This is a genomic window from Roseateles sp. NT4, from assembly GCF_051857475.1.
Taxonomy (GTDB): domain Bacteria; phylum Pseudomonadota; class Gammaproteobacteria; order Burkholderiales; family Burkholderiaceae_C; genus Pelomonas.
This window is the reverse complement of sequence record NZ_JBPZGZ010000001.1, coordinates 1,573,114-1,594,962: the sequence shown is the minus strand read 5'-3', so window position 1 is coordinate 1,594,962 and position 21,849 is coordinate 1,573,114. Positions and strand designations below refer to the sequence as shown.

Here is a 21,849-nt window from a genome sequence, read left to right as displayed (position 1 = left end):
GGCCTTCACATCGGAGATTCCATGCGCCGTCGTCACGCCTTGAGCCTGCTCGCCACCAGCCTGTCGCTGAGCCTGCCCGCCTTTGCCGCCACCGAGAGCGAACGCTTCCACCAGTGGCTGGACGCCCAGTGGGAACTGACCCTGCAGCGCCAGCCCGTGCTGGCCACGTCCCTGGGCGACCCGCGCTACAACGACCGCCTCATCGACACGACGACGGCCGCCTACCGGGCCCAGGCCAAGCGCGAGGTGCAGGAGCAGCTCAAGGACCTGGCCGGTTTCAGCAAGGCCAAACTTGACGCCAAGGATCGCGTCTCCTACAGCATCCTGAAGCTCGACCTGGAGCAGAGCCTGGCCGGCGAGCGCTTCCCCGAATGGATGCAGCCCATCAGCCAGATCGGCGGCCTGCCCAGCTTCCTGGCCCAGATGGGCACGGGCGAGTCCATCCAGCCCTTCAAGACGACCAAGGACTACGACGACTGGCTCAAGCGCCTGGCCCTGGCCGTGCCGCTGTTCGACGGCAGCATCGCCAACATGCGCGACGGCCTCAAGGCCGGCGTGACCCAGCCCAAGGCCGTCATGGAGAAGGTGCTGCCCCAGCTGCAGGCCCTGGCCGTGACCGACCCCGAGAAAAGCCTGTTCTGGGGCCCGATCAAGAACTTCCCCGACGCCGTGCCGGCCGCCGACCGCGAGCGCATCACGGCCGAGATGCGCAAGCTGCTGTCCACGGGCGTGCTGCCGGCCTATGGCCGCCTGCTGGCCTTTGTGCGCGACGAGTACATGCCCAAGGCGCGCAAGAGCACGGGCTGGTCGGCCCTGCCGGACGGCAAGGCCTGGTATGCCTGGCGCGTGCAGCAGTCCACCACGCTGAAGCTGACGCCGGAGCAGATCCATGCCATCGGCCTCAAGGAAGTGGCGCGCATCCTGGGCGAGATGGAGGGGGTGCGCAAGCAGGTCGGCTTCCAGGGCGACCTGAAGGCCTTCTTCAAGCATCTGCAGGACGACCCCAAGTACTACTACAGCAAGCCCGAAGACCTGCTGGCCGGCTACCGTGACCTGCAGAAGAAGATCAACGGCCTGACGCCCAAGCTCTTCGACATCCAACCGAAGGCCGACTACGAGGTCAAGGAGGTCGAGGCCTTCCGCGCCGAGAGCGCGGCGGGTGCCTCGTACCAGAACGGCACCGCCGACGGCTCACGGCCGGGCGTCTTCTACGTCAACACCTTCAACCTGAAGGCCCAGCCCATCTTCGGCATGGAGACCCTGTCCCTGCACGAGGCCTCGCCGGGCCATCACTTCCAGATCTCGATCGCCCAGGAAGACAGCACCCTGCCGGCCTTCCGCCGCTTCGGCAGCAACTACACGGCCTATGTCGAGGGCTGGGCCCTGTACTCCGAGAGCCTGGGCAAGGAGCTGGGCCTGTTCACCGACCCCTACCAGTGGTACGGCCGCCTGTCGGACGAGCAGCTGCGCGCCATGCGCCTGGTGGTGGACACCGGCCTGCACGCCAAGGGCTGGTCACGCGAGAAGGCTATCAAGTTCATGCTCGACAACTCGTCCATGGCCGAGAGCGATGTCGTGTCGGAAGTCGAGCGCTACATCGTCTGGCCGGGCCAGGCCCTGGGCTACAAGATCGGCCAGTTGGAGATCACCAAGCTGCGCGCCGAGGCCACCGCGGCGCTGGGCGACAAGTTCGACATCAAGGGCTTCCACCGTGTCGTGCTGACGGCCGGCCAGGTGCCGCTGCCGGTGCTGCGTGAGCTGGTCATGGACTGGGTCAAGTCCAAGCGCTGATCCGATCGTCGGCCGGCCCTGCGGCCTGTCCACGCCGCCGTGCAGCCTGTCGCGGCGGCGTCGCGGGGCGGCGGGGCGCTGCCTAACCTGGGCGCATTCAAGCAACGCTCAGGAGATCGTCATGACCAAGCGCCACGTTCTTGCCGGCCTCGCCCTCGTGCTGGCCACTTCGGCCGCTCTGGCCGGCGACGGCAAGGACTTCAGCATGGGCATCCAGGGCAATGCCCGCACCGAGGCGGCCGACGTCGGCCTGCCGGTCTACGCCGGTGCCGTGCCGGTCAAGGACAGTGCCGACGACAAGGCCGGCATCAGCTTCGGCGCCTGGGCCGGCGGCTTCGGCCTGCAGATCCATGCGATGAAGTTCCACAGCGCCGCGTCGCCCGAGCGCGTGGCGGCTTTCTACGTGAAGGCCCTGGGCCGCTACGGCGCGGTGCTGGACTGCCGCGACCCGGCCAACCGCATCAAGCCGCCCAAGGACTCCGACCGGCTGAGCTGCGAGGCCAGCGAGCTCAAGCCCGGCACGCTGGAATACCGCGTCGGCACCGCCAAGAGCTTTCACGTCGTCAGCGTGAAGCCGGAAGGCGAGGGCAGCCGCCTCGACATGGCCAGCATCGACCTGCGGTTCTAGACGGCGGCGGATTGCCGCCGCTGGCGGCCGGCTGACCCCGGTTGATCGGCGACAAACCGCCGATCTTGCTACTGCGCCACCTCGAAAGCGACGCTTTTGAGCCTGGCACGCAAGCTGCTCATCCTGGGCACACAACCACAGGAGACAGCCCCATGTCAGCGATCTATCCGCCGACCTCGGCAGGCGCCGCCCAGGCGCCCGATCACATCGAGCTCAAGCGCGTCAAGGCCATCTTCGTCGGCTCCATCGGCAACCTCGTCGAGTGGTACGACTTCTACTGCTACGCGGCCTTCTCCCTTTATTTCTCCTCGGCCTTCTTCCCGTCCAGCGACCCGGTGGCCCAGTCCATGTCCACCGCGGCCATCTTTGCGCTGGGCTTCTTCGTGCGGCCCATCGGTGGCCTGCTGTTCGGCTACATCGGCGACCGCCATGGCCGGCGCAAGGCGCTGATGGCCTCGGTGCTGTTGATGTGCGGCGGCTCGCTGCTGATTGCCTGCTCGCCCACCTATGCATCGGTGGGCGTCGGCGCGCCCGTCATCCTGCTGCTCGCCCGCCTGCTGCAAGGCCTGAGCCTGGGCGGCGAGTACGGCTCCAGCGCCACCTACCTCTCTGAGATGGCGACCTCCAAGCACCGAGGCTTCTATTCCAGCTTCCAGTACGTGACGCTGATCGGCGGCCAGCTGACGGCCCTGGTCGTGCTGCTGGTGCTGCAGAACTTCGTGCTCGACACGGCTGAACTGAAGGCCTGGGGCTGGCGCATTCCCTTCTTCATCGGCGCGCTGCTGGCCGTCGTCGCCCTCATCATGCGTTCCGACCTGCCCGAGACCAAGGCCTTCGAGAACCACAAAAGCAAGCATGGCAAGGACCGCATGGGCGGCTTCAAGCTGCTGATGCAGCATCCGCGCGAATGCCTCATCGTCATCGGCCTGACCATGGGCGGCACGCTGGCCTTCTACGTCTACACGACGTATATGCAGAAGTTCCTGAAGCTGTCGGTCGGCCTGACGGACGCGCAGACGACGGCGGTGTCCGCCGCCAGCCTGGTCTTCGCCGCCATGCTGCAGCCGCTGTACGGTGCGCTGTCGGACCGCATCGGCCGCAAGCCGCTGCTGCTGGGTTTCGCCGTGCTGGGCACGCTGTTCACGGTGCCGCTGCTGACGGCCATCCGCCACGCGCAAGGACCGTGGGAGGCTTTCGGCCTGATCGCCTGTGCCTGGCTCATCGTCAGCGGCTACACCTCCATCAATGCCGTCGTGAAGGCCGAGCTCTTCCCGGCCTCCATCCGTGCCACCGGCGTGGGCGTGCCTTATGCCATCGCCGTGTCGGTCTTCGGCGGCAGCGCCGAGTACATCGCGCTGTGGTTCAAGCAGCAGGGCATGGAAAGCGGCTTCTATTGGTACGCTACCGCGGTGATCGCCTGCTCGCTGCTCGTCTATCTGTTGATGCGTGACACGCGCCGGCATTCGCGAATCGATGCTGAAACCTGAAGCCCCCGGCCCAGCGGGAACGCTGATCCGCCCCCCGAGGGGGCGGCGATGCCTGGCGGCTCGACCACCAGGCACATCGCCAGGCGGGCCGGCTAGGGAGCGGCCCGGCGCTCGGCCCGAATACCCCGCCTATGCATGAGCCGCTGAAGCGTCCCCGCTGGCAACGCAGCCTCGTGCTGCTGTTGCTGGTGACACTGGGCGGCGCTGCGGTGGCCTATGCCGCCTGGCGCCTGTCGTTGGACCTGGCCCTGGCGCAGACGCGAGACGATGCCCAGCGTCATCTGCGCTTCGTGGCCCATGAGCTGACCGGCGCCCTGGACAAGTACGAGACCGTGCCGCAGGTGCTGGCACGGCATCCGGCCTTGTCCGGTTTGCTCGCCGAACCGGCCTCCAAGGCAAGGGCCGCTGAAGTCAATGCCTTGCTCGAAGCCGTGGCCCGCGACGCGGCCGCGGCGGCCATCTTTCTCATCGACGCCAACGGCCTGACGCTGGCCGCCAGCAACTGGCGCGACACCCAGACCTTTGTCGGCCAGAACTACGCCTACCGGCCCTACTTCCGCGACGCGATGGCGAGCGGCAGTGGCCACTTCTATGCGCGCGGCTCGACGACAGGCACGCCAGGCTATTTCATCGCCCACCGCCTCGCCGGTGCGGCCACCGGCGTTGTCGTGCTCAAGGTGTCGCTGGACGAGATGGAGGCCAACTGGGCCCGCAGCGCCGGCGACCTGATGCTGGCCGACGCGCGTGGCGTGGTCTTCCTCGCCAGCCGACCGGAATGGAAGTACCGCACGCTGCAGCCGCTCTCGACAGCGGCGCGCGCCGAGCTGCATGACACCCAGCAGTACGGCGACCTGCCGCTGAAGCCGCTGGCAAGGGACGCCTCGCGGGCACGCGCCGAACGGCGTGTCGAGCGCATCGGCATTGGCACCGCCTGGCTGCGTTCCCTGGTCACCGAGCTGCCGGTGGACGGCAGGGGCTGGACCCTGCTGTCCTTTACCGAGATTCGCGGCGCCGAGCAGATTGCCGCCGGCCGCGCCTGGGCTGCGGGCCTGGCCTGGGTGTCCCTGCTGCTGCTGCTCGCCTATCTGCAACTGCGCCGCCGCCGCGCGCGGGAACGGCTCGCCGCGCAGGGGGAGCTGCGCGCCGCCTATGACAGCCTGGAGGCGCGCATCGCCGAGCGCACCCGGGAGCTGCAGGCCCGCGTCGACGAGCTGCATCGCACCGAGCAGGCCTTGCGCGCCACCCAGGATGACCTCGTGCAGGCCGGCAAGCTCGCCGTGCTGGGCCAGATGGCCGCCAGCATCACGCATGAGATCAACCAGCCGCTGGCGGCCCTGCGGGCGCTGAACGACAACGCCCGCGTCTTCCTGGAGCGCGGCATGCAGGCCGATGCGGAAGGCAATCTCGAAGCCATCGATCAGCTGACCCGGCGCATCGCCGCCATCGTGGCCCAGCTCAAAGGTTTTGCGCGCCGTGACGAACTGCGCGTGCAGCCGGTGGATGTGGCCACGGCCTTCCAGGCGGCTGTGGCCCTGGTCGGTGCCGAGGCACGCCGCCAGCGCGTGACGCTGGAGTGCCTGCCGGTCCCGCCGGGGCTGGCCGTGCTGGGCCAGCAGGTGCGCATCGAGCAGGTGCTGGTCAACCTGCTGCGCAACGGCATCGACGCCAGCGCCGAGAAGGGCGGTGGCAGGGTGACATTGCAGGCCGAGCTGGAGGCCGATCAGGCCGTGCTGAGCGTGACCGACGACGGCCCCGGCCTCAGTGACGACGTGCTGGCCCGTCTGTTCGAGCCCTTCTTCACCACCAAGCGCCGCGGTGATGGCCTGGGCCTGGGGCTGTCCATCTCGGCCTCCATCGCCAATGCCCTGGGCGGCTCGTTGCAGGGTGCCAACCGACAGAAACAGGATGGAGGCGGCGCCCGCTTCGCCCTCAGGCTGCCCGTCACACAATCCCCGCATGGCGCCGACTGATTCCATCGAAGTGCTGCTCGTCGAGGACGACGAGCATGTGCGACTGGCCACCTCGCAGAGCCTGCGCCTGGCGGGCCTGCAATGCCACGGCGTGGACTCGGCCGAGGCGGCGCGCGCCTGGCTCAGGCCGGGCTTCGCCGGTGTCGTCGTCTGCGATGTGCAGCTGCCCGGCGACAGCGGCCTGAGCCTGCTGCAGCGCCTGGGCGAGCAGGACCCCGAACTGCCGGTCATCCTCGTCACCGGCCATGGCGACATCGGCATGGCCGTGGAGGCCATGCGCGATGGCGCCTGGGACTTCATCGAGAAGCCTTTCTCGGCCGAGCACCTCGTCGAGGTGGTGCGCCGTGCCCTGGCCCAGCGCCGCCTGGTGCTGGAGAACCGGCGATTGAAGGCCCAGCTCGGCGGCGGTCCGGCCGACGGCCTGGTGGGCGCCAGTGCGGCCATGGAGCAGGTGCGCACGCTGATCCACACATTGGGACCGGCGCGCGTGGACGTGCTCATCCACGGCGAGACCGGCACGGGCAAGGAAGTCGTGGCGCGCGCCCTGCACGCGGCCTGCGGCGCACGCGGCGCCTTCGTCGCCATCAACTGCGGTGCGCTGCCCGAGAGCGTCTTCGAGTCGGAGATCTTCGGCGCCGAGGCCGGGGCTTACACGGGCGCCAACAAGCGCCGCATCGGCAAGCTGGAATTCGCCGGCGACGGCACGGTCTTTCTCGACGAGATCGAGTCCATGCCTCTGGCCCTGCAGGTCAAGATGCTGCGGGTGCTGCAGGAGCGCAGCGTCGAGCGCCTGGGTGCCAACACGGCCGTGCCGCTGGCCTGCCGCGTCGTCGCGGCCACCAAGGTGGACCTGCTGGAGTTGGCGAGGGAAGGGCGTTTCCGCGAGGACCTGTTCTACCGCCTGGACGTGGCCAGCATCGCGCTGCCGCCGCTGCGCCAGCGCCGCGAGGACATCCCGCTGCTGCTGGACCGCTTCTGCGCCCAGGCGGGCGAACGCCTGCAGCGCCCCGTGCCCGCGTGGACGGCCACCCAGCTCGCGGCCTGGCAGTCACGCGACTGGCCCGGCAATGTGCGCGAGCTGCGCAACTTTGCCGAGCGTTGGGTGCTGGGCCTCGTCAATGAGGCACCGGCACCGCAGCTGCCCACGCCGAGCGAACCCACGGCCTTGCCGCAGGCGCCGCTCGACGAAGCGCTGGCCTCCGTCGAGCGCCAGTGGATCGTGCAGGCCCTGCAGGAGAGCGGCGGCAACATCGCCAAGGCCGGCGAGCGCCTGGGCCTGGCGCGCAAGACCCTGCACGACCGCATTCGCCGCCTAGGTTTGGACGTCGACACCTATCGGGCTGGTTGAGGCGCTTCGCTCGCGGTGCGCCCAGCGGTAGAGCAGGGGCAGCACCAGCAGGGTCAGTGCCGTCGACGACAGGATGCCGCCGATGACGACAGTGGCCAGCGGCCTCTGCACTTCGGCGCCGGTGCCGGTGGCGAGCGCCATCGGGACAAAGCCGAGAGATGCAACCAGGGCCGTCATCAGCACCGGCCTCAGGCGCGACAGTGCCCCTTCTCGCACCGCGTCCTCCACGCTCGCCCCGTCGTCCCGCAGCGAACGGATGAAGGCGATCATGACGAGACCGTTCAGCACCGCCACGCCCGACAGCGCGATGAAGCCCACACCGGCCGAGATCGACAGCGGGATGCCGCGCAGCCACAGGGCCACGATGCCGCCGGTCAGCGCAAAGGGCACGCCGGTGAAGACGATGAGCCCGTCGCGCAGATTGCCGAACATCGCGAACAGCAGGGCGAAGACCAGGGCCAGCGCCAGGGGTACGACGAGCTTCAACCGGTCCGTGGCCGACTGCAACTGCTCGAAGGTGCCACCCCAGCTCGTCCAGTAGCCGGTCGGCACCTTGACCTTGGCTTGCAATGCAGCCTGGGCCTCGGCGACGAACGAGCCGATGTCGCGCCCCCGGACATTGGCCGTCACCACCACGCGGCGCTTGCCGTTCTCGCGGCTGACCTGGTTGGGGCCGGGCGACTGCTCGAAACCGGCGACCTCGCCGAGCCGCACATGCGCGCCGTTCGGCAAGCGCAGCGGCAGGCGCTGCAGGGCCTCGACGTCGCTGCGCAAGCTGTCGGGCAGGCGCACCTGGATGTCGAAGCGCCGGTCGCCCTGGAAGAGCACGCCTGCCTCCTGGCCGCCGATGGCGGTCGCCGCGGTCTGCTGAACGTCGGCCACTGACAAGCCCAGTCGAGCGAGCTTGGTGCGATCGATCTGCAGCGTGAGCATCGGCAGTCCGGTCGTCTGCTCCACCTTCACGTCGGCGCCGCCGTCCACGCCGCGCAGCACATCGGCGATCTGCTCGGCCGTCGCCTCCAGCACCGCCATGTCGTCGCCGAAGACCTTGACGGCCACGTCGCTGCGCACGCCCGAGATCAGCTCGTTGAAGCGCATCTGGATGGGCTGGGTGAACTCGTAGTTGTTGCCCGGCACGGTGGCGGCCAGGGCCTGCAGGTCTTCGACGAGCGAGGCCGTGCTGCGCCGCGGATCGGGCCATTCATGGCGCGGCTTCAGCATCACATAGGTGTCGGCCACGCTGGGCGGCATGGGGTCGGTCGCGATTTCGGCGGTGCCGATCTTGGAGAAGATACGCAGTACCTCGGGCTGGGCCAGCAGGGTGCGTTCCAGCTCGCGCTGCATCTCGGTGGACTGGCTCAGCGACGTGCCGGGGATGCGCATGGCGTGCGTCGTCAGGTCGCCTTCGTCCAGGCTGGGCACGAACTCGCTGCCCAGGCGCGTGGCCATCAGCGCGCTCAAGGCGACCGCAACAACGGCGATGGCGAGCACCAGCGGCGGGTTGGCCAGCGTCCAGTTCAGCAGCGGTGTGTAGCCGCGCCGTGCCCAGCCCATCAGCCGGTTCTCCTTCTCGCCGACCTGGTCGCCGATGAAGAGGGCGACCGCTGCCGGCACGAAAGTCACCGACAGCAGCATGGCCCCCAGCAGCGCGATGACAACCGTGTAGGCCATCGGGTGGAACATCTTTCCTTCGACGCCGCTCAAGGCAAAGATGGGCAGATAGACCACCATGATGATGAGCTGGCCGAACAGCAGCGGCCGGCGTGCCTCGCGGGCGGCGGTGAAGACTTCGTCGAAGCGCTCGCTGCGCGTCAACACTCGGCCGGCCGCGGCCTGGGCATGAGAGAGGCGCCGCACGCAGTTCTCGACGATGACGACGGCACCGTCGACGATGATGCCGAAGTCCAGGGCCCCCAGGCTCATCAGGTTGGCGCTGACCTTGTTCGCCACCATGCCGCTGAAGGTGAAGAGCATGGACAGCGGGATGACCGCCGCCGTGATGAGGGCCGCGCGGATATTGCCCAGAAAGCCGAACAGGATGGCGACGACGAGCAGGGCGCCTTCCAGCAGGTTCTTCTTGACGGTGTCTATGGCCTTGTCGATCAGGGTCGTGCGGTCGTAGACGGTCTGGGCGATGACGCCGCTCGGCAGGCTGCGGTTGATCTCCTGCAGCCGCTGGTCCACGGCCTGCGAGACCTGGCGGCTGTTCTCGCCCATCAGCATGAAGACGGTGCCCAGCACGACCTCTCGGCCGTTCTCGGTGGCGCTGCCGCTGCGCAGCTCCTGGCCGATGCCGACGTCGGCGACGTCTCGCACGCGCACCGGCACGCCCTGGGTGGTGCTGACGACGATGTCGGCAATGTCCTCGATGCTCGCCACCTGGCCCGGCGCGCGGATCAGCACCTGCTCGCCGCGCCTCTCGATATAGCCGGCACCGACATTGGCGTTGTTGCGCTCCAGCGCCTGCACCAGCTCTTGCAGGGCGATGCCATGGGCCACCAGCCTGTCGGGCCAGGGCGCGACCTGGTATTCCTTGGCGTAGCCGCCGATGGTGTTGATCTCGGTCACGCCGGGTACGGTGCGCAGCTGCGGCTTGACGATCCAGTCCTGGATCTCGCGCAGGTCGGTCGGCGTGTAGGGCGTGCCATCGGCCTTCAGGGCGCCCTCTCTGGCCTCGACGGTCCACATATAGATCTCGCCCAGGCCCGTCGCGATGGGGCCCAGCGTCGGCGTCAGGCCGGGTGGCAGGGCGGCGCGCGCCTGCTGGATGCGCTCGCCGACCAGCTGACGGGCGAAGTAGAGGTCGGTGCCCTCCTTGAACACCACGGTGACCTGGGACAGGCCGTAGCGCGACAGCGAGCGCGTCAGCTCCAGCTTGGGCAGGCCGGCCATGGCCGTCTCGATGGCGAAGCTGACGCGCTGCTCGGCCTCCAGCGGCGAGTAGCCCGGCGCCTCGGTGTTGATCTGCACCTGCACATTGGTGATGTCGGGCACGGCATCGATGGGCAGGCGCTGGTAGCTGACGACGCCGAGGGCGCCCATGAAAAGCACGGCCAGCAGCACCAACCAGCGCTGGCGAAGAGCGAATTGGATGAGTCGTTCAAACATGTCAGTGCTCGTGTTCTGCTTCGGCCTTGCCGATGTCCGCCTTGACGAGGAAGCTGTTCCTCGCCGCATAGCGCTCGCCGGCCGACAGGCCTTTGAGCACCTCCACGTGCCGGCCATCGCGTCGGCCCAGCGTCACCGTGCGGGCCTCGAACTGCTGGTTCTGGCGCACGAAGACGACGGTGCGCTCATCCAGCGTTTGGACCGCGTCGGCCGTGACGGCCACGGGTACCTCAGACGCGCCACCGTTGAGGTCCACGGTGACCGGCAGCCCCGGCCGCCACGGGCCCCTGGGATTGGCAAGTACCAGACGAGCCGTGGCGCTGCGGCTTTGCTCACCGACGAGCGCACCGACGTAGCCCAGCCTGGCTTCGCCCTCGGCCTCGAAGGCCGCGGCCCTGACGCGGGTCTTCATGCCGACGTCCAGCCGGTTCAGCTCCTTGGCCGGTACGGTGAGTTCCACCCAGACGCTGGACAGGTCGGCCACCTGGAAGACCGTGGCGTCTTCCTTCAAGGCCTCGCCGGCGGCGATCTTCTTGTCGACGATGACGCCGGCAATCGGCGAGCGGATCTCGTAGCGGGTCAGCCCTTGCGGCGTGTCGGCCGCCGCGGCGCCCAGCGCGACCAGCTTCTGGCGTGCGTTCTCGGCAGCGATCTCGGCCTCATGAAAGGTCTGGCGTGCGGAGAGATAGTCCTGCTCGGCGGAGATTTTTTCCTCCCACAGCTTTTTCTCCCGCTCCAGCGTGTTGCGGGCCAGTGCCAGGCGCTTGTTGGCGGCCAGCGCTTCAGCACGCTGGTCGGCCAGGGCCGGGCTGGACAGCACGGCCAGCACCTGGCCGCGCTGCACGCGGTCGCCGGCGTTGACGCGCACGGTCTCGACGAGGCCGGCCAGGCGTGGCGTCACGATGACGGACTTGTCCTGGTTGAGCTTGACCTCGCCGAGCAGCTGCAAGGCGGTCTCGATGCGGGCGGGTCCGGCAGCGGCGAGAGCGATGCCGTTGTGGCGCAGCTGCTCGTCGCTGAAGCGGGTGCGGGGTGCGGTCGAGGGGGCCGACGCGGCGGCTTGCGGCTTCTCCTCGGCATGGTCGTGGTCGTCATGGCCGGCCTTGCCGCCCCCGCCGCGCAAGATGACGGCGCCCAGCAGCAGGCCCACGGCCAGCACGGCGGCAATGGCGATGGCGTTCTTCTTGGGATTCATGATGTTCTATTCCTCGGAGGTGTTGCGGCCGAGCAGGCGATCCAGGTCGGCGGCGGCGCGGTGGGCCTCGGTGCTGCCCTGCAGCAGCTGGCGGCGCAGCTGGAAGAGGGTGCGCTGGGCGTCCAGCACGTCCAGGAAGGCGAACTTGCCGAGCTCATAGCCCTTGAGGGCCGCGTCGTAGGCGGTCTGCGCCGTCGGCAGGGCCTCGTCGCGCAGCAGTTGCACCTGCTCGCGGCCCAGCCTCAGGCGGGCACTGGCTTCGGCCACTTCGCCTTGCAGCTTCAGCGTCGCAACGGTCAGGGCTTCGCGGGCCTGGTCCTCGCGGTGCAAGGCTTCAAGCAGGGCACCCTGGTTGCGGTCGTGGACGGGCAAGGGAAGGCTGAAGCCGACGACGGCCTGGGTGCGGCCCAGTTCGGCGTCGCGCTTGGCACCGACGGTGACCGTCACATCGGGCGTGCGGCGGGCGCGTTCGCCTTTGGTCAGCGCCTGGCGGCGCGCGATGTCCAGCCGCGCCAGGCGCAGGGCCGGCGCGTCGAGGCTTTGCTCGGCGACGCGCTGCTCATCGGGCAGCCGGGGCAGGGCGCCGGCGTCACCCTCGGCCGGCGTGAGGGCCTGCGGCCCCTGGCCCCACAGTGCGGACAGGCGGCCACGGGCCAGCAGCAGATTGCTCCTGGCCTGTGCCAACTCGGCGCGCGCGTCAGCTTCGGCGACGCGGGCTTTGGCGGGCTCCAGTGGCGCGACCTTGCCGGCCTGCAGGCGTTTTTCGGCGGCGGTAGCGGCGCCCTGGGCCAGCGCCAGCGAGGACTCGGCCAGGCGCTGCTGCTCCTGGGCGGCCAGCAGCTCGAAGAAGGCCGTGTCGACCGCGGCCCGGATTTCGGCTTGTTTGGCTTCGAGAGCAACGGCTGCCTGCTCGCGCGCCTGGGCCGAAGCGGCCTGGCGCGCCGCGCGCTTGCCGCCCAGCTCGATGGCCTGGGACAGCTGTACGGTGCTGGTTCGCGTCGCGCTGCGTGTGTCTTCGATGAGGACGCCCAGCTCGGGATTGGGACGAGCGCCGGCTTGCAGCTCGGCGCCTTGCAGCGCCTGCATCTCCAGCCGGGCCGTGGCCAGTTCGGGGTTGTGGTTGAGGGCCAGGGCTCTCGCCTCGGCCAGCGTGATGGCGTTTGCAACGCCAGGGGCCAGCGCGATCAGCAGCGCTGGAAAAATCATCAAGGGGGTTCGCATCGAACGCTCCGGTGGTTGAAACAACGACGGACGGTTCGGCGCGGCCGGCACCCGTCGGGTGCCTGCGCTTCAGAAAAGGGGAGGTGGGGAAGCGGCGCGCCGGATCAGGCGCGCAGCCAATTGGGGCGTTCGAGCCCGGCGGGGATGTGGGACTTGAGCCTCAACGCATCAGCGGGCTCTAGAGCCAGGGCCTGAGGAATCTCGAGAGCCTCGCTCTCGGCCAGCGGCGTCGCGCTACCGGCGTGGTGACAGTGGCAATGCCCGGTCTCGCAGACCAGGTGAGTGTCACTGGCCTTGGCCGCGTGGGCCTGTTCGCTGACGACCAGCGAGGCGCTACCGCTGCCGCCGAGTTCCTCCACGCAGCACAGCTCGGCACCCGCCCAGGACAACTGGGCGGCGACGAGCAGGGTCAGCAGGATGAGGAACCAGCGGCGCATGGCCGCGGATTCTAGGAGGACTGCCTTTCGGCCATCAGGCCGTGGGGCCTTGCAGCAGCGCGTCGCGCAGATTGGCGTCGGCCGGCGACTCGCCGAACCAGATCTTCAGCACCATGACGAAGAACTCGTCGTCGCCGATGGGCTCACCCTGGGCCTGGCCCTGGATGTAGAACTGCGTGCCCTTGCCCGGCACGAAGTCCATCGTGAAGGTGTCGCCCGGCATCAGCTTGGCCTTGCCGGAGAAGACTTCGATGAGGCGGGTGGTGGCCAGCGTGTGGCGGGTCAGTTGCGCGGCCGGCGTGTTGTCGCTGATGCCGCGCAGGAAGAGGCGGCCCAGGTCGGTGCCGGGCAGTTCGCGCAGGGCGGTGAACTGCAGGCGCTTGGGGCCTTGCAGGGCCAGCAGTTCGGCGGCGGTACCGACATGCTTGGTCGTGTACAGGCCCATGTCGTAGGCCTTGAAGACGAGACGCACCCGCGTGCCCTTGCCGTTGAGTTGCAGGGTGCTGCCGCCGAGCTGGGCCGTGCTGTCGAACTTGGTCGTCGTGGGGGCCGCGGTCGCCTGCAGGCACAGGGCCGTGCCGGCGATCAGGGCGGCGAGGCGCAGGCGCTGGGGCAGCGACTGGGAATGGGTCATGTCTCCTCCAAAAGCATCTTCTTGCCGCCCCTCGCGTTGCGGCGTCGCGATTCTGCTTGTGGAACCGACCGTACCCGGCTCCCCGGATACCCTCGATTCAGGCGTGAATCCTCACAACCCGGGCCGGCCGGCCCTTGGCTTCGCGGGCGCGCAGCTGGCCGCAGCCGCCTTCCACGTCCTGGCCGGCCGAGTCGCGCAGCTTGGTCAGCACGCCGCGGCTGCTCAGCTCGGCGGCGATGTCTCGCGCGCGTTCCCAGCTCGGGCGCTGGAAAGGCAGTCCCTCGGCGGTGTTGAAGGGGATCATGTTCAAGAGGCCATAACGGCCCTTGAGCAGGCGCACGATGCCGTCCAGTTCCTCGGGGCCATCGTTGACGCCGTCCAGCAGCGTCCACTGGTACTGGATGGGATAGCCGCTGGACCGCCCATAGGCGTCGGCGGCCTCGACGAGGTCTTCGGGCGACAGGCGCGGCGCACGCGGCAGCAGGTCGGCGCGCTTGGCGGCGTCGGTCGTGTGCAGGGACAGGGCCAGGGCCGGCTTGACCTCGGCCTCGTTCAGGGCCGCAAAGGCGCGTTCGTCGCCCACCGTCGAGAACACCAGCTGCTTGTGCGCCAGGCCGCCTTCGCGGCCCAGCAGCGTGATGGCGTCCAGCACATTGGCGAGGTTGTGCGAGGGCTCGCCCATGCCCATGAAGACGACCTTCTTCAGCCTGGGGTTCTTGCGCCGCGCCATCACCACCTGGGCGACGATCTCGGCGCTGCCGACCTGGCGGATCAGGCCGTCCACGCCGGTCATGCAGAAGCGGCAGCCCACGGCGCAACCCACCTGGCTGGACACGCAGACACCGTCGCGCGGCAGCAGCACCGTCTCCACCGTCTGGCCGTCGTTCAGGCCCAGCAGCAGGCGCGCCGATTGGCCATCGCTGCCGGCATGCTCACTGCGCAGGGTCAGCAGGCCGTCCAGCTCCGCCATCAGGCCGGGCAGGGCCTCGTGGACAGCCTTGGGCAGCCAGCCCTGCAGAGGCCGCTTGCCCCCGTCCAGCGGCAGGCATTGCAGCCAGAGGCGCAGCACGCGGCTTTCGTGGTCGGGGTTGGCGCCCAGCGCGCGCAGGCGCTGGCGGAGGTCGGCGATCAGCATGGGAACGGAGGTGACAACAGCCCCCGATTGTCGGCGCTATGCTGGATCACGCCTTTTCACGAGGAGACACCCGTGAGCCAAACGCTGAACTGCGCCCCGGAGGAATGGGCCGTCCGCTGCGACCTTGCCGCCCTGTATCGCCTGGCCGCCCTGCACGGTTGGGACGACCTGATCTTCACCCACATCTCGGCCCGTGTACCGGGGCCGGAGCACCACTTCCTCATCAACCCTTACGGGATGATGTTCGACGAGATCACGGCCAGCAGCCTGGTCAAGGTCGACCAAGCCGGCGAGAAGGTCGCGCCCAGCGACTACAACGTCAACCCGGCCGGCTTCATCATCCACAGCGCCGTGCACGAGGCGCGTGAGGACGCGAAGTTCGTCATGCATCTGCACACCGTGGCCGGCGTGGCGGTCAGCACCCAGCGCGAGGGCCTGTTGCCGATCTCCCAGCACAGCCTGTTCCCGCTGGCGTCCCTCAGCTATCACGACTACGAGGGCGTGGCGCTGAACCCGGAGGAGAAGGTCCGTCTCGTCGCCGACCTCGGCAAGGCCTCGCTGATGATGCTGCGCAACCACGGCCTGCTGACGCTGGGCCACAGCGCCGCCGACACCTTCCTGAAGATGTTCATGCTGCAGCGCGCCTGCGAGATCCAGATCGCGGCCCAGGCCGGCGGCGGCGAGCTGATTCGCATCCCGCAGCAGATCCTGGCCGGCATCCGCGCCCAGAGCGACAAGGTCATGCGCGGCTCCGGAGCCGAACTGGCCTGGCCGGGCCTGCTGCGCCGGTTGTCGCGCCAGAACCCCGGGCACGACGCGTGATCCCGAGCGTCGAGACTTGGGCGGCGGCGGGCCGCTACTTCGGCTTCAACGGCCACAAGGTCTTTCTGCGCACTGACGGGCCGAAAGATGCACCGCCGCTGCTGCTGATCCACGGCTTCCCGACGGCGAGCTGGGACTGGTGCAAGCTCTGGCCCGACCTGGCCCGGACGCACCGCCTTGTCGCCGCCGACATGCTGGGCCTGGGCTTGTCGGCCAAGCCGCGCGGGCATCGCTACACGGTGGGCGAGCAGGCGGACCTCTTTCTCGCGGCGCTGTCGCAAGCCGGCGTTGGCGAATGCGTCGTGCTGGCCCATGACCTGGGCGATACCGTGGCGCAGGAGCTCATTGCCCGCGCCATCGATGGACGCCTGCCCGTCAAGCTGCGCGGCGTCATCCTGCTCAATGGCGGCCTCTTCCCCGAGACGCATCGCCCGGTGCTGTTGCAAAAACTGCTGCTGTCGCCCCTGGGCCCGCTGATCGCGCGCCTGTCCAGCCGCGCCAAGCTCGGCGCCAATCTGACCGCCATCGCGGGCGACGCCAAACCGACTGAAACCGAGCTGGACGCGATGTGGACGCTGATGAGCCGCGACCACGGCCGTCTCGCGCTGCCCGGCTTGATCCGCTACATGGTCGAGCGCCGCGAGAACCGCGAGCGCTGGGTGGGCGCCCTGAAGAACTGCCCGGTGCCGCTGACCGTCATCAATGGCAGCGCCGATCCGATCTCGGGCGCCCACATGATCGCGAGGCTGCGCGAGCTGAAGATCCCGGCGGACGTCGTCGAGCTGCCGCGCGTCGGCCATTACCCGCAGATGGAAGCCCCGCAGGCCGTCCTCGCCGCCGTGCAACATGCGCTGGCGAAGACAATGCCGCCACCATGATCCTTCGCCAGCGCCCCTCTGCCCTGCGGCTCTTCTTCGTGCTGCGCGGCTCCATCCTGACGCGCATCCGCGGCGTGCTGCTGGCCAATGTGCTGCTGGCCGTCATCGTCACCCTGGTGCACCGCGCCTTGCCGCGCGAGACGGCGATGTGGATGCTGTCGGCCATTCCCTTTTCGCTGATGGGCCTGCCGCTGGCCGTCTTCCTCGGCTTTCGCAACAGCTCCTGCTACGACCGCTACTGGGAGGCGCGCAAGCTCTGGGGCGAGCTGGTGCAGCGCTCGCGCAACCTGGCCCGCCAGGTGCTGCACCTCATCGACTGGCCCATGCCGCAAGCCGCTGCGCGCGACCTGGGCGACACGCGCGTGCGCCTGCTGCTGCGCACGGCGGCGTTCTGCCATGCGCTGAAGGCCTTGCTGCGCGGAAAGCCGGAGGACGACTCCAGCCTGCAGGGCCTGGTCGTGCCGGCTGAACTGTCAGCGCTCAGACCGGGCCACAACCGCCCGGCCGCGCTGATGCTGAACCAGGGCGCCGACTTGGCGCGCTGCCGGCAGGACGGCCTGCTGGACGGCATGCGCGCCGTCGAAATCGATGCGACGCTGAGCGCCATGACGGCCGCAGCCGCGGGCTGCGAGCGCATCCGCAACACGCCGCTGCCGTTTTCCTATGCGCTGCTGCTGCACCGTACGGCCTATCTCTACTGCTTTTTGCTGCCCTTCGGCCTGGTCGATGCCATCGGGCTGATGACGCCGCTGGTCGTCGCCATCGTGGCCTACACTTTTTTCGGCTTGGACGCTTTGGGCGACGAGATCGAGGAGCCCTTCGGCACCGAGGCCAACGACCTGCCGCTGGACGCCCTGTGCCGCGGCATCGAGATCGAGCTGCGCCAGGCCCTGGGCGACGCCGATACGCCGCCGCCCCTGCAGCCGGTGGACTACCTGCTGCTCTAATTCCGCCGATGACGACAGACCCTCGCAGCCCGTGCTGCTATGCCCTGGTGCCGGCCGCCGGCATCGGCGAGCGCTCCGGCGCCGGAATGCCCAAGCAATACGTCGAGATCGCCGGCCGCCCGATGCTGGCTCACACGCTGGCCGCCCTCGCGGCCGTGCCTCGCATCGTCCAGACCCTGGTGGTGCTGTCGCCTGCCGATGACCGCTTCGAGGCGGCCGTGCCGGACTGCAAGGCCTGGGTGGCCCGCGTTGGCGGCGCCAGCCGGGCCGAGAGCGTGCTGGGTGGTCTGGCCGAGCTGCGACGCCGCGGCGCGGCCGATGAAGACTGGGTGTTGGTGCATGACGCCGCGCGCTGCCTGCTGCGGCCGGAGTGGGTCGACGCCCTGATCGATGCCTGCGCGACCGACATCGTCGGCGGCCTGCTGGCCCAGCCCATCGCCGACACGCTGAAGGCGGGTGATGGCGACAGTCGCGTCACCGCCACCGTCGACCGGCGCGACAAATGGGCCGCGCAGACGCCGCAGATGTTCCGCCTCGGCCTGGTCGAAAAGGCGCTGACGGCCATGGGCGCCGCGGCCACGGACGAGGCCAGTGCCGTCGAAGCCCTGGGCCTGGCGCCGCTGCTAGTGCGCGCGTCGATGGCCAACTTCAAGGTGACCTGGCCGGAAGACTTCGAGCTGGCCGAACGTTGGTTGCCATCGTGAGTCGAGCTTGATCCAGGGTAATGGGGGCACGATGGCCTATAGGTTCGACGATCTGACCGGGACGCAGCCGACGGTTCTGATTGCGGAGCACCGCTCGTTGGTGCAATGGCTGCAGCACCATCCCCGCGAGGGGCATGTCGAATACCTGCATTCCCGCTTGGTGGATGTCGAAGCGGGCCTGGCGCTCTACTACGTCCAAGGCCTGGGAATGAGTGATGGGAAGTCTTTCGCTCTTGTCCGAGAACAGGACATCTTTGTTTTCGACGCCTGGAGTGATTTGCGCGCCACCCCCGTTCCTTTTGCGTCGATCAGCCGCGTGAGCATTCCGGAGAAAGCGCTGCTTTCCCAAGCAGCGATCCAGTCGTTGATTGCTTCTGGCTTCTCGAGCTACGCGAGGCTGCAGGGGTTTTCGGGCCTGTTCCCGCACGACTGCGTGGCCGATTTCAAAGATGCGCGGTGGGAAGTGAGACAACGCGGGGCGTGAGCCTGGGGTTTCCGCGTGCGGTGTCACGTGCCTGCTAGCCTTAGCTCCAGATCCTCCCCGCTGAGGAAATCACCATTCGCCGGCACGTCCAGCTTGCGTTCCAGCGCGCCCTTGAGCTTGAGCTTGGCCGCCTGTTCCGGCGCGATGCGCAGCCGCAGGGCGCCCGGCGTGACCTGGTGGAAGAGGTAGTAGCCGTCGGCCGAACTCGTTGTCGTCGCAATGACCTCGCCCTTGGCATCGACCAGCTGCACCTGAGCATCACCGATGCCGCGTTTCTTGCCGCCGGCCTCGACGAGATGGATGGTGCCCTCGATCTCCGACGTGACCACGACCGGGAACTCCAGCTGCTCGACTCGGCCGGGCCGCGGCAGTACGCGCACACCGGGCGTCAGCGGTTTCCACTGCGGGTCTTCCAGCGTGGCCGGGTCCAGTGCGATGTCGGCATAGCGGCCGGGCGCCAGGCGGTTCAGGAAGGCGATGCCGCCCGCGTCGGTCAGGCGGGGATGGCGGCCACCGCCGTTCAAGATGAAGCCGGCGTTGGGAACGAATTCCTCGCCGGGGTCGCGGATGCCGTTCATGTTGCGGTCGACGAAGGCGCGCGCTGACACGGCGCCGGTGCCCGCCAGTGGCTGGCCGTCGAACTGCCAGCGGCCGCTGCGCGGGTCGCGGTCCAGGGCCACGAAGAGCTGCAGGCCCAGGGCCAGCTCGCGCTGGCTGGAGTAGCTGGCGCTGACGGCCATGCCGAAGCTGCCCAGGTTCTTGGCCAGGCCGGCCGAGACCAGTGTCAGGCCTGAGTCCATGCTGCGCAGCAGGCCGGCGTTGAGCTGGTAGCCGTCGGCGAGGTTGCGGTCGGCGCTGATGGCCACGGCCTGCAGGCTGCTGCCGGGCTGCACCCGGTAGTTGAACTGCGCGTTCAGGCCGATGTCGGCCACGCGGCGGCTGACCTGCAAGGCGCCATCGGTCGTCGTCTGATCGCCGCTGCGCTGCCAGCGCAGGCTGTTGGACAGCGCCGTGCCCCAGTACATCAGCGAGGTGCGCAGGGCGAGCTGCAGGTCGGTGCCGCCATAGTCCAGCGTGCTGCGCAGCGCGCTGATGTCCAGCATCAGGCGCGGCAGGGCGCCGAGCTTGACGCCGCCTTGCAGGCGCAGCTCGTCACGCCGGCGCGCGGTGAACTGGTCGCTGTCGAAGCTGCCCTGGCGCTGGGTGTGCAGGGCATCCAGGGCGAAGCCACCCAGGCGCGTCTTCAGGCCGAGCTCGCCCAGGGCGCCACCGCGCATGCCGGTGAGCTGCCCGCTGAGGATCATGGCGTCGAGATAGGCCAGCAGGCCGAGCTGGCCGTAGTCCATGGCCTCGGTGGCGACACCGCCGACCAGGCGCGGCCGGCGCACCAGGCCGAGCTTGCCGGTCAGTTTCTTGCCCAGGCCGATGTCGGCCTGGGCCACGCTGCGCACCGAGCCGTCGTCGGCCACCTGCGAGGCCAGGGTGTAGAAGACCTCGCCGGGCTTCACGCTGGCCTGGTCGAGCAGGAAGCTCTGCTTCTCGACGCGCAGCTGGCCCAGCGGGCCGTGGAAGACCAGGCGGAACTCGTTGGCGCCGAAGGACAGCGGCAGGTCATCGAAGGCGTACTGGCCGTCGGCGCGCGAGGACTGGTAGCCCAGCAACTGGTCGTTGTAGTACAGGGTCACGTCCCAGCCGGGCGGCAGGTCACCGCGCAGGCTGTGGCGGTCGAAGCTGTTGGGCTGGTCCAGCGGCCGGTTGCTGACGGCGACGCCATTGCCCTTGGCGCTGCCCTGCATGACGTTGCGCACGCTGGGCAGGGCCAGGTTGCCCAAGGCCACCGACCTCGCCTTCAGCGGCCCGAGCAGACCGCCGTCGGGGTCGTTGCGGGCCAGGGTCACGCGCAGGTCGGGCGTGGCCTTGTCCTGGGTCTTGAGCACATAGGCCGAGCCCTCCATGCCCAGCAGGTCGCTGGTCAGATAGGCCGTGTAGGCGCCCTTGTACTGGCGCGAGTGGCGGCCGTAGCGGGCATCGGCGCCGAGGGACTGGTCGATGGACGGCACGCCGATGGCCGCCGGCGTGGACGGCGCATAGGGGTAGTTGGGCCGCTCGGCGGGCTGCAGGCCGGCCAGGGCGGCGGCCAGGCGCTCGCGCTCGAGCCTTTCCTGCAGTGGGAGCTTCTCGCTCGGGATGACCTTGAGCTTGAGGGTGGCCAAGTCCAGCTGCAGGTCCAGTGGCAGCCAGCGCATCAGCAGCTGGCGCGACACATAGATGTCGTCACCCACGACGCCGGCCAGGCGCGGCTCGAAGTTCTGTTCGCGGCCGGCCACGCTGGCCAGGGCCTCGGGCAGGTTGAGGGCGAAGGCGCGGTCGCGTGGCAGCCGGCCCTCGGCGCTGCCTCGGTCGGGCTTCACCTGGATGGCCAGGGTCAGCAGCCGCGACAGCTCGCCCAGCGGCAGCAGGGTCTGGGTGCCATCCTGGTAGGCGGCGAAGCTGTCCGAGATGACCTGCCCGTCCAGCATCACCTCCAGCACCAGCAGGTTGTTCTCGTCGATGCGGTGCGGCGCCGGGCGCGGTGAGGGTGAAGGTGCCACGGCGACAGCGGTGCTGTCGCGGGCGCGCAGCCGCAGCTGCCAGTGCGGCAGGTCCACGGCCACCTCGAGGCTCAGCCAGCGCGCCAGCAGCTGGGTCGACACATAGATGTCGCCGCCTATGGCCTGGGCCAGGCGCGGCTCGAAGGACTGGCGGCGCTCGCCGATGCGCATGCTGGACTCGATGAGGTCCAGGCAGAAGGGCTCGCCCGAGCCGGGCAGGGTGCCGGCAGCGAGACCGGTGGCGGGCTGCACGCGCACATTCAGCCCCAGCAGGCGCGACACGGCGGCCAGCGGCAGCAGCACCTGGTAGTCGGTCTGGAAAACGTCCAGGGGTTGGGCCAGCTTGCGGCCATCGACCTGGACTTCCAGCTGCCGCAAGGGCGTGGGTGCGTCGTCGGGCGAAGCCAGGGCCATCAGTGGCCATGCGGCCAGGGCAGCGAGGGCGAGGCGGAGGGCGCAGCGGGCCATG

General features: G+C 69.1%; 17 protein-coding genes. 10 read left to right on the top strand and 7 right to left on the bottom strand.

Features of this window, described 5'->3' with window-relative positions; all coding sequences use genetic code 11:
- Window positions 1-21 precede the first annotated feature (21 nt).
- The 5 genes from ACS5PN_RS07450 to ACS5PN_RS07430 all read left to right on the top strand — a co-directional run bounded on the left by ACS5PN_RS07450 (window position 22) and on the right by ACS5PN_RS07430 (window position 7,224).
- A complete protein-coding gene (locus tag ACS5PN_RS07450) occupies window positions 22-1,791 on the top strand; it encodes a DUF885 domain-containing protein (protein ID WP_439463288.1) in 1,770 nt (589 codons plus the stop codon).
- A gap of 121 nt (window positions 1,792-1,912) precedes the next feature.
- Window positions 1,913-2,419 (top strand): hypothetical protein, encoded by a 507-nt coding sequence (locus ACS5PN_RS07445; protein WP_439463287.1) that lies wholly within the window; start codon window positions 1,913-1,915, stop codon window positions 2,417-2,419.
- A gap of 152 nt (window positions 2,420-2,571) precedes the next feature.
- Window positions 2,572-3,906, top strand: coding sequence for an MFS transporter (locus ACS5PN_RS07440; protein ID WP_439463286.1), 1,335 nt, complete (start codon window positions 2,572-2,574; stop codon window positions 3,904-3,906).
- A 131-nt stretch (window positions 3,907-4,037) separates the two neighbouring features.
- The gene (locus ACS5PN_RS07435; RefSeq protein WP_439463285.1) at window positions 4,038-5,876 is read left to right on the top strand and encodes a sensor histidine kinase; all 1,839 of its coding nucleotides are present in this window, start codon (window positions 4,038-4,040) and stop codon (window positions 5,874-5,876) included.
- Window positions 5,863-7,224: a sigma-54-dependent transcriptional regulator gene (locus tag ACS5PN_RS07430; protein WP_439463284.1), complete on the top strand. Its 1,362-nt coding sequence runs from the start codon at window positions 5,863-5,865 to the stop codon at window positions 7,222-7,224. Before ACS5PN_RS07435 ends, ACS5PN_RS07430 begins: the two co-directional genes overlap by 14 nt.
- On the opposite strand, the gene ACS5PN_RS07425 is transcribed toward ACS5PN_RS07430, so the two are convergent.
- From ACS5PN_RS07425 to ACS5PN_RS07400, 6 genes are all read right to left on the bottom strand, one after another.
- Window positions 7,189-10,332 (bottom strand): efflux RND transporter permease subunit, encoded by a 3,144-nt coding sequence (locus ACS5PN_RS07425; RefSeq protein ID WP_439463283.1) that lies wholly within the window; start codon window positions 10,330-10,332, stop codon window positions 7,189-7,191. The two genes, ACS5PN_RS07430 and ACS5PN_RS07425, sit on opposite strands and share 36 nt — an antisense overlap.
- Window position 10,333: 1 nt before the next feature.
- Window positions 10,334-11,527, bottom strand: a complete 1,194-nt coding sequence (locus ACS5PN_RS07420) for an efflux RND transporter periplasmic adaptor subunit (RefSeq protein WP_439463282.1) — start codon at window positions 11,525-11,527, stop codon at window positions 10,334-10,336.
- Between the two features lie 6 nt (window positions 11,528-11,533).
- A complete protein-coding gene (locus ACS5PN_RS07415; protein ID WP_439463281.1) occupies window positions 11,534-12,748 on the bottom strand; it encodes a TolC family protein in 1,215 nt (404 codons plus the stop codon).
- A 104-nt stretch (window positions 12,749-12,852) separates the two neighbouring features.
- Window positions 12,853-13,185, bottom strand: coding sequence for a hypothetical protein (locus ACS5PN_RS07410; protein ID WP_439463280.1), 333 nt, complete (start codon window positions 13,183-13,185; stop codon window positions 12,853-12,855).
- 34 nt (window positions 13,186-13,219) lie between these two features.
- Complete coding sequence (locus ACS5PN_RS07405; RefSeq protein ID WP_439463279.1) at window positions 13,220-13,819, bottom strand: chalcone isomerase family protein; 600 nt, start codon at window positions 13,817-13,819, stop codon at window positions 13,220-13,222.
- A gap of 97 nt (window positions 13,820-13,916) precedes the next feature.
- The gene (locus ACS5PN_RS07400) at window positions 13,917-14,954 is read right to left on the bottom strand and encodes an RNA methyltransferase (protein ID WP_439463278.1); all 1,038 of its coding nucleotides are present in this window, start codon (window positions 14,952-14,954) and stop codon (window positions 13,917-13,919) included.
- A 72-nt stretch (window positions 14,955-15,026) separates the two neighbouring features.
- Between ACS5PN_RS07400 and ACS5PN_RS07395 the strand changes: the two genes are divergently transcribed.
- From ACS5PN_RS07395 to ACS5PN_RS07375, 5 genes are read left to right on the top strand one after another with little or no spacing between them, the layout of a single operon-like run.
- Complete coding sequence (locus ACS5PN_RS07395; RefSeq protein ID WP_439463277.1) at window positions 15,027-15,776, top strand: class II aldolase/adducin family protein; 750 nt, start codon at window positions 15,027-15,029, stop codon at window positions 15,774-15,776.
- Window positions 15,773-16,654, top strand: coding sequence for an alpha/beta fold hydrolase (locus tag ACS5PN_RS07390; RefSeq protein ID WP_439463276.1), 882 nt, complete (start codon window positions 15,773-15,775; stop codon window positions 16,652-16,654). The genes ACS5PN_RS07395 and ACS5PN_RS07390 overlap by 4 nt, the downstream gene beginning before the upstream one ends.
- The gene (locus ACS5PN_RS07385) at window positions 16,651-17,601 is read left to right on the top strand and encodes a bestrophin family protein (RefSeq protein WP_439463275.1); all 951 of its coding nucleotides are present in this window, start codon (window positions 16,651-16,653) and stop codon (window positions 17,599-17,601) included. The genes ACS5PN_RS07390 and ACS5PN_RS07385 overlap by 4 nt, the downstream gene beginning before the upstream one ends.
- Window positions 17,602-17,609: 8 nt before the next feature.
- Window positions 17,610-18,305, top strand: coding sequence for a 2-C-methyl-D-erythritol 4-phosphate cytidylyltransferase (gene ispD, locus ACS5PN_RS07380; RefSeq protein ID WP_439463274.1), 696 nt, complete (start codon window positions 17,610-17,612; stop codon window positions 18,303-18,305).
- A gap of 31 nt (window positions 18,306-18,336) precedes the next feature.
- A complete protein-coding gene (locus tag ACS5PN_RS07375) occupies window positions 18,337-18,789 on the top strand; it encodes a hypothetical protein (RefSeq protein ID WP_439463273.1) in 453 nt (150 codons plus the stop codon).
- Between the two features lie 23 nt (window positions 18,790-18,812).
- Here the strand turns inward: ACS5PN_RS07375 and ACS5PN_RS07370 are convergent, their stop codons facing one another.
- Complete coding sequence (locus ACS5PN_RS07370; protein WP_439463272.1) at window positions 18,813-21,794, bottom strand: MSCRAMM family protein; 2,982 nt, start codon at window positions 21,792-21,794, stop codon at window positions 18,813-18,815.
- Window positions 21,795-21,849 lie beyond the last annotated feature (55 nt).

Bases quoted from the DNA above. Each gene is read 5' to 3' on its own strand.
- ACS5PN_RS07405 (WP_439463279.1), bottom strand. From the start codon at position 13,819: ATGACCCATTCCCAGTCGCTGCCCCAGCGCCTGCGCCTCGCCGCCCTG.
- ACS5PN_RS07415 (WP_439463281.1), bottom strand. From the start codon at position 12,748: ATGCGAACCCCCTTGATGATTTTTCCAGCGCTGCTGATCGCGCTGGCC.
- ACS5PN_RS07420 (WP_439463282.1), bottom strand. From the start codon at position 11,527: ATGAATCCCAAGAAGAACGCCATCGCCATTGCCGCCGTGCTGGCCGTG.
- ACS5PN_RS07375 (WP_439463273.1), top strand. From the start codon at position 18,337: ATGGCCTATAGGTTCGACGATCTGACCGGGACGCAGCCGACGGTTCTG.
- ACS5PN_RS07450 (WP_439463288.1), top strand. From the start codon at position 22: ATGCGCCGTCGTCACGCCTTGAGCCTGCTCGCCACCAGCCTGTCGCTG.
- ACS5PN_RS07400 (WP_439463278.1), bottom strand. From the start codon at position 14,954: ATGCTGATCGCCGACCTCCGCCAGCGCCTGCGCGCGCTGGGCGCCAAC.
- ACS5PN_RS07425 (WP_439463283.1), bottom strand. From the start codon at position 10,332: ATGTTTGAACGACTCATCCAATTCGCTCTTCGCCAGCGCTGGTTGGTG.
- ispD (WP_439463274.1), top strand. From the start codon at position 17,610: ATGACGACAGACCCTCGCAGCCCGTGCTGCTATGCCCTGGTGCCGGCC.
- ACS5PN_RS07385 (WP_439463275.1), top strand. From the start codon at position 16,651: ATGATCCTTCGCCAGCGCCCCTCTGCCCTGCGGCTCTTCTTCGTGCTG.
- ACS5PN_RS07445 (WP_439463287.1), top strand. From the start codon at position 1,913: ATGACCAAGCGCCACGTTCTTGCCGGCCTCGCCCTCGTGCTGGCCACT.
- ACS5PN_RS07435 (WP_439463285.1), top strand. From the start codon at position 4,038: ATGCATGAGCCGCTGAAGCGTCCCCGCTGGCAACGCAGCCTCGTGCTG.
- ACS5PN_RS07370 (WP_439463272.1), bottom strand. From the start codon at position 21,794: ATGGCCCTGGCTTCGCCCGACGACGCACCCACGCCCTTGCGGCAGCTG.
- ACS5PN_RS07410 (WP_439463280.1), bottom strand. From the start codon at position 13,185: ATGCGCCGCTGGTTCCTCATCCTGCTGACCCTGCTCGTCGCCGCCCAG.
- ACS5PN_RS07440 (WP_439463286.1), top strand. From the start codon at position 2,572: ATGTCAGCGATCTATCCGCCGACCTCGGCAGGCGCCGCCCAGGCGCCC.
- ACS5PN_RS07430 (WP_439463284.1), top strand. From the start codon at position 5,863: ATGGCGCCGACTGATTCCATCGAAGTGCTGCTCGTCGAGGACGACGAG.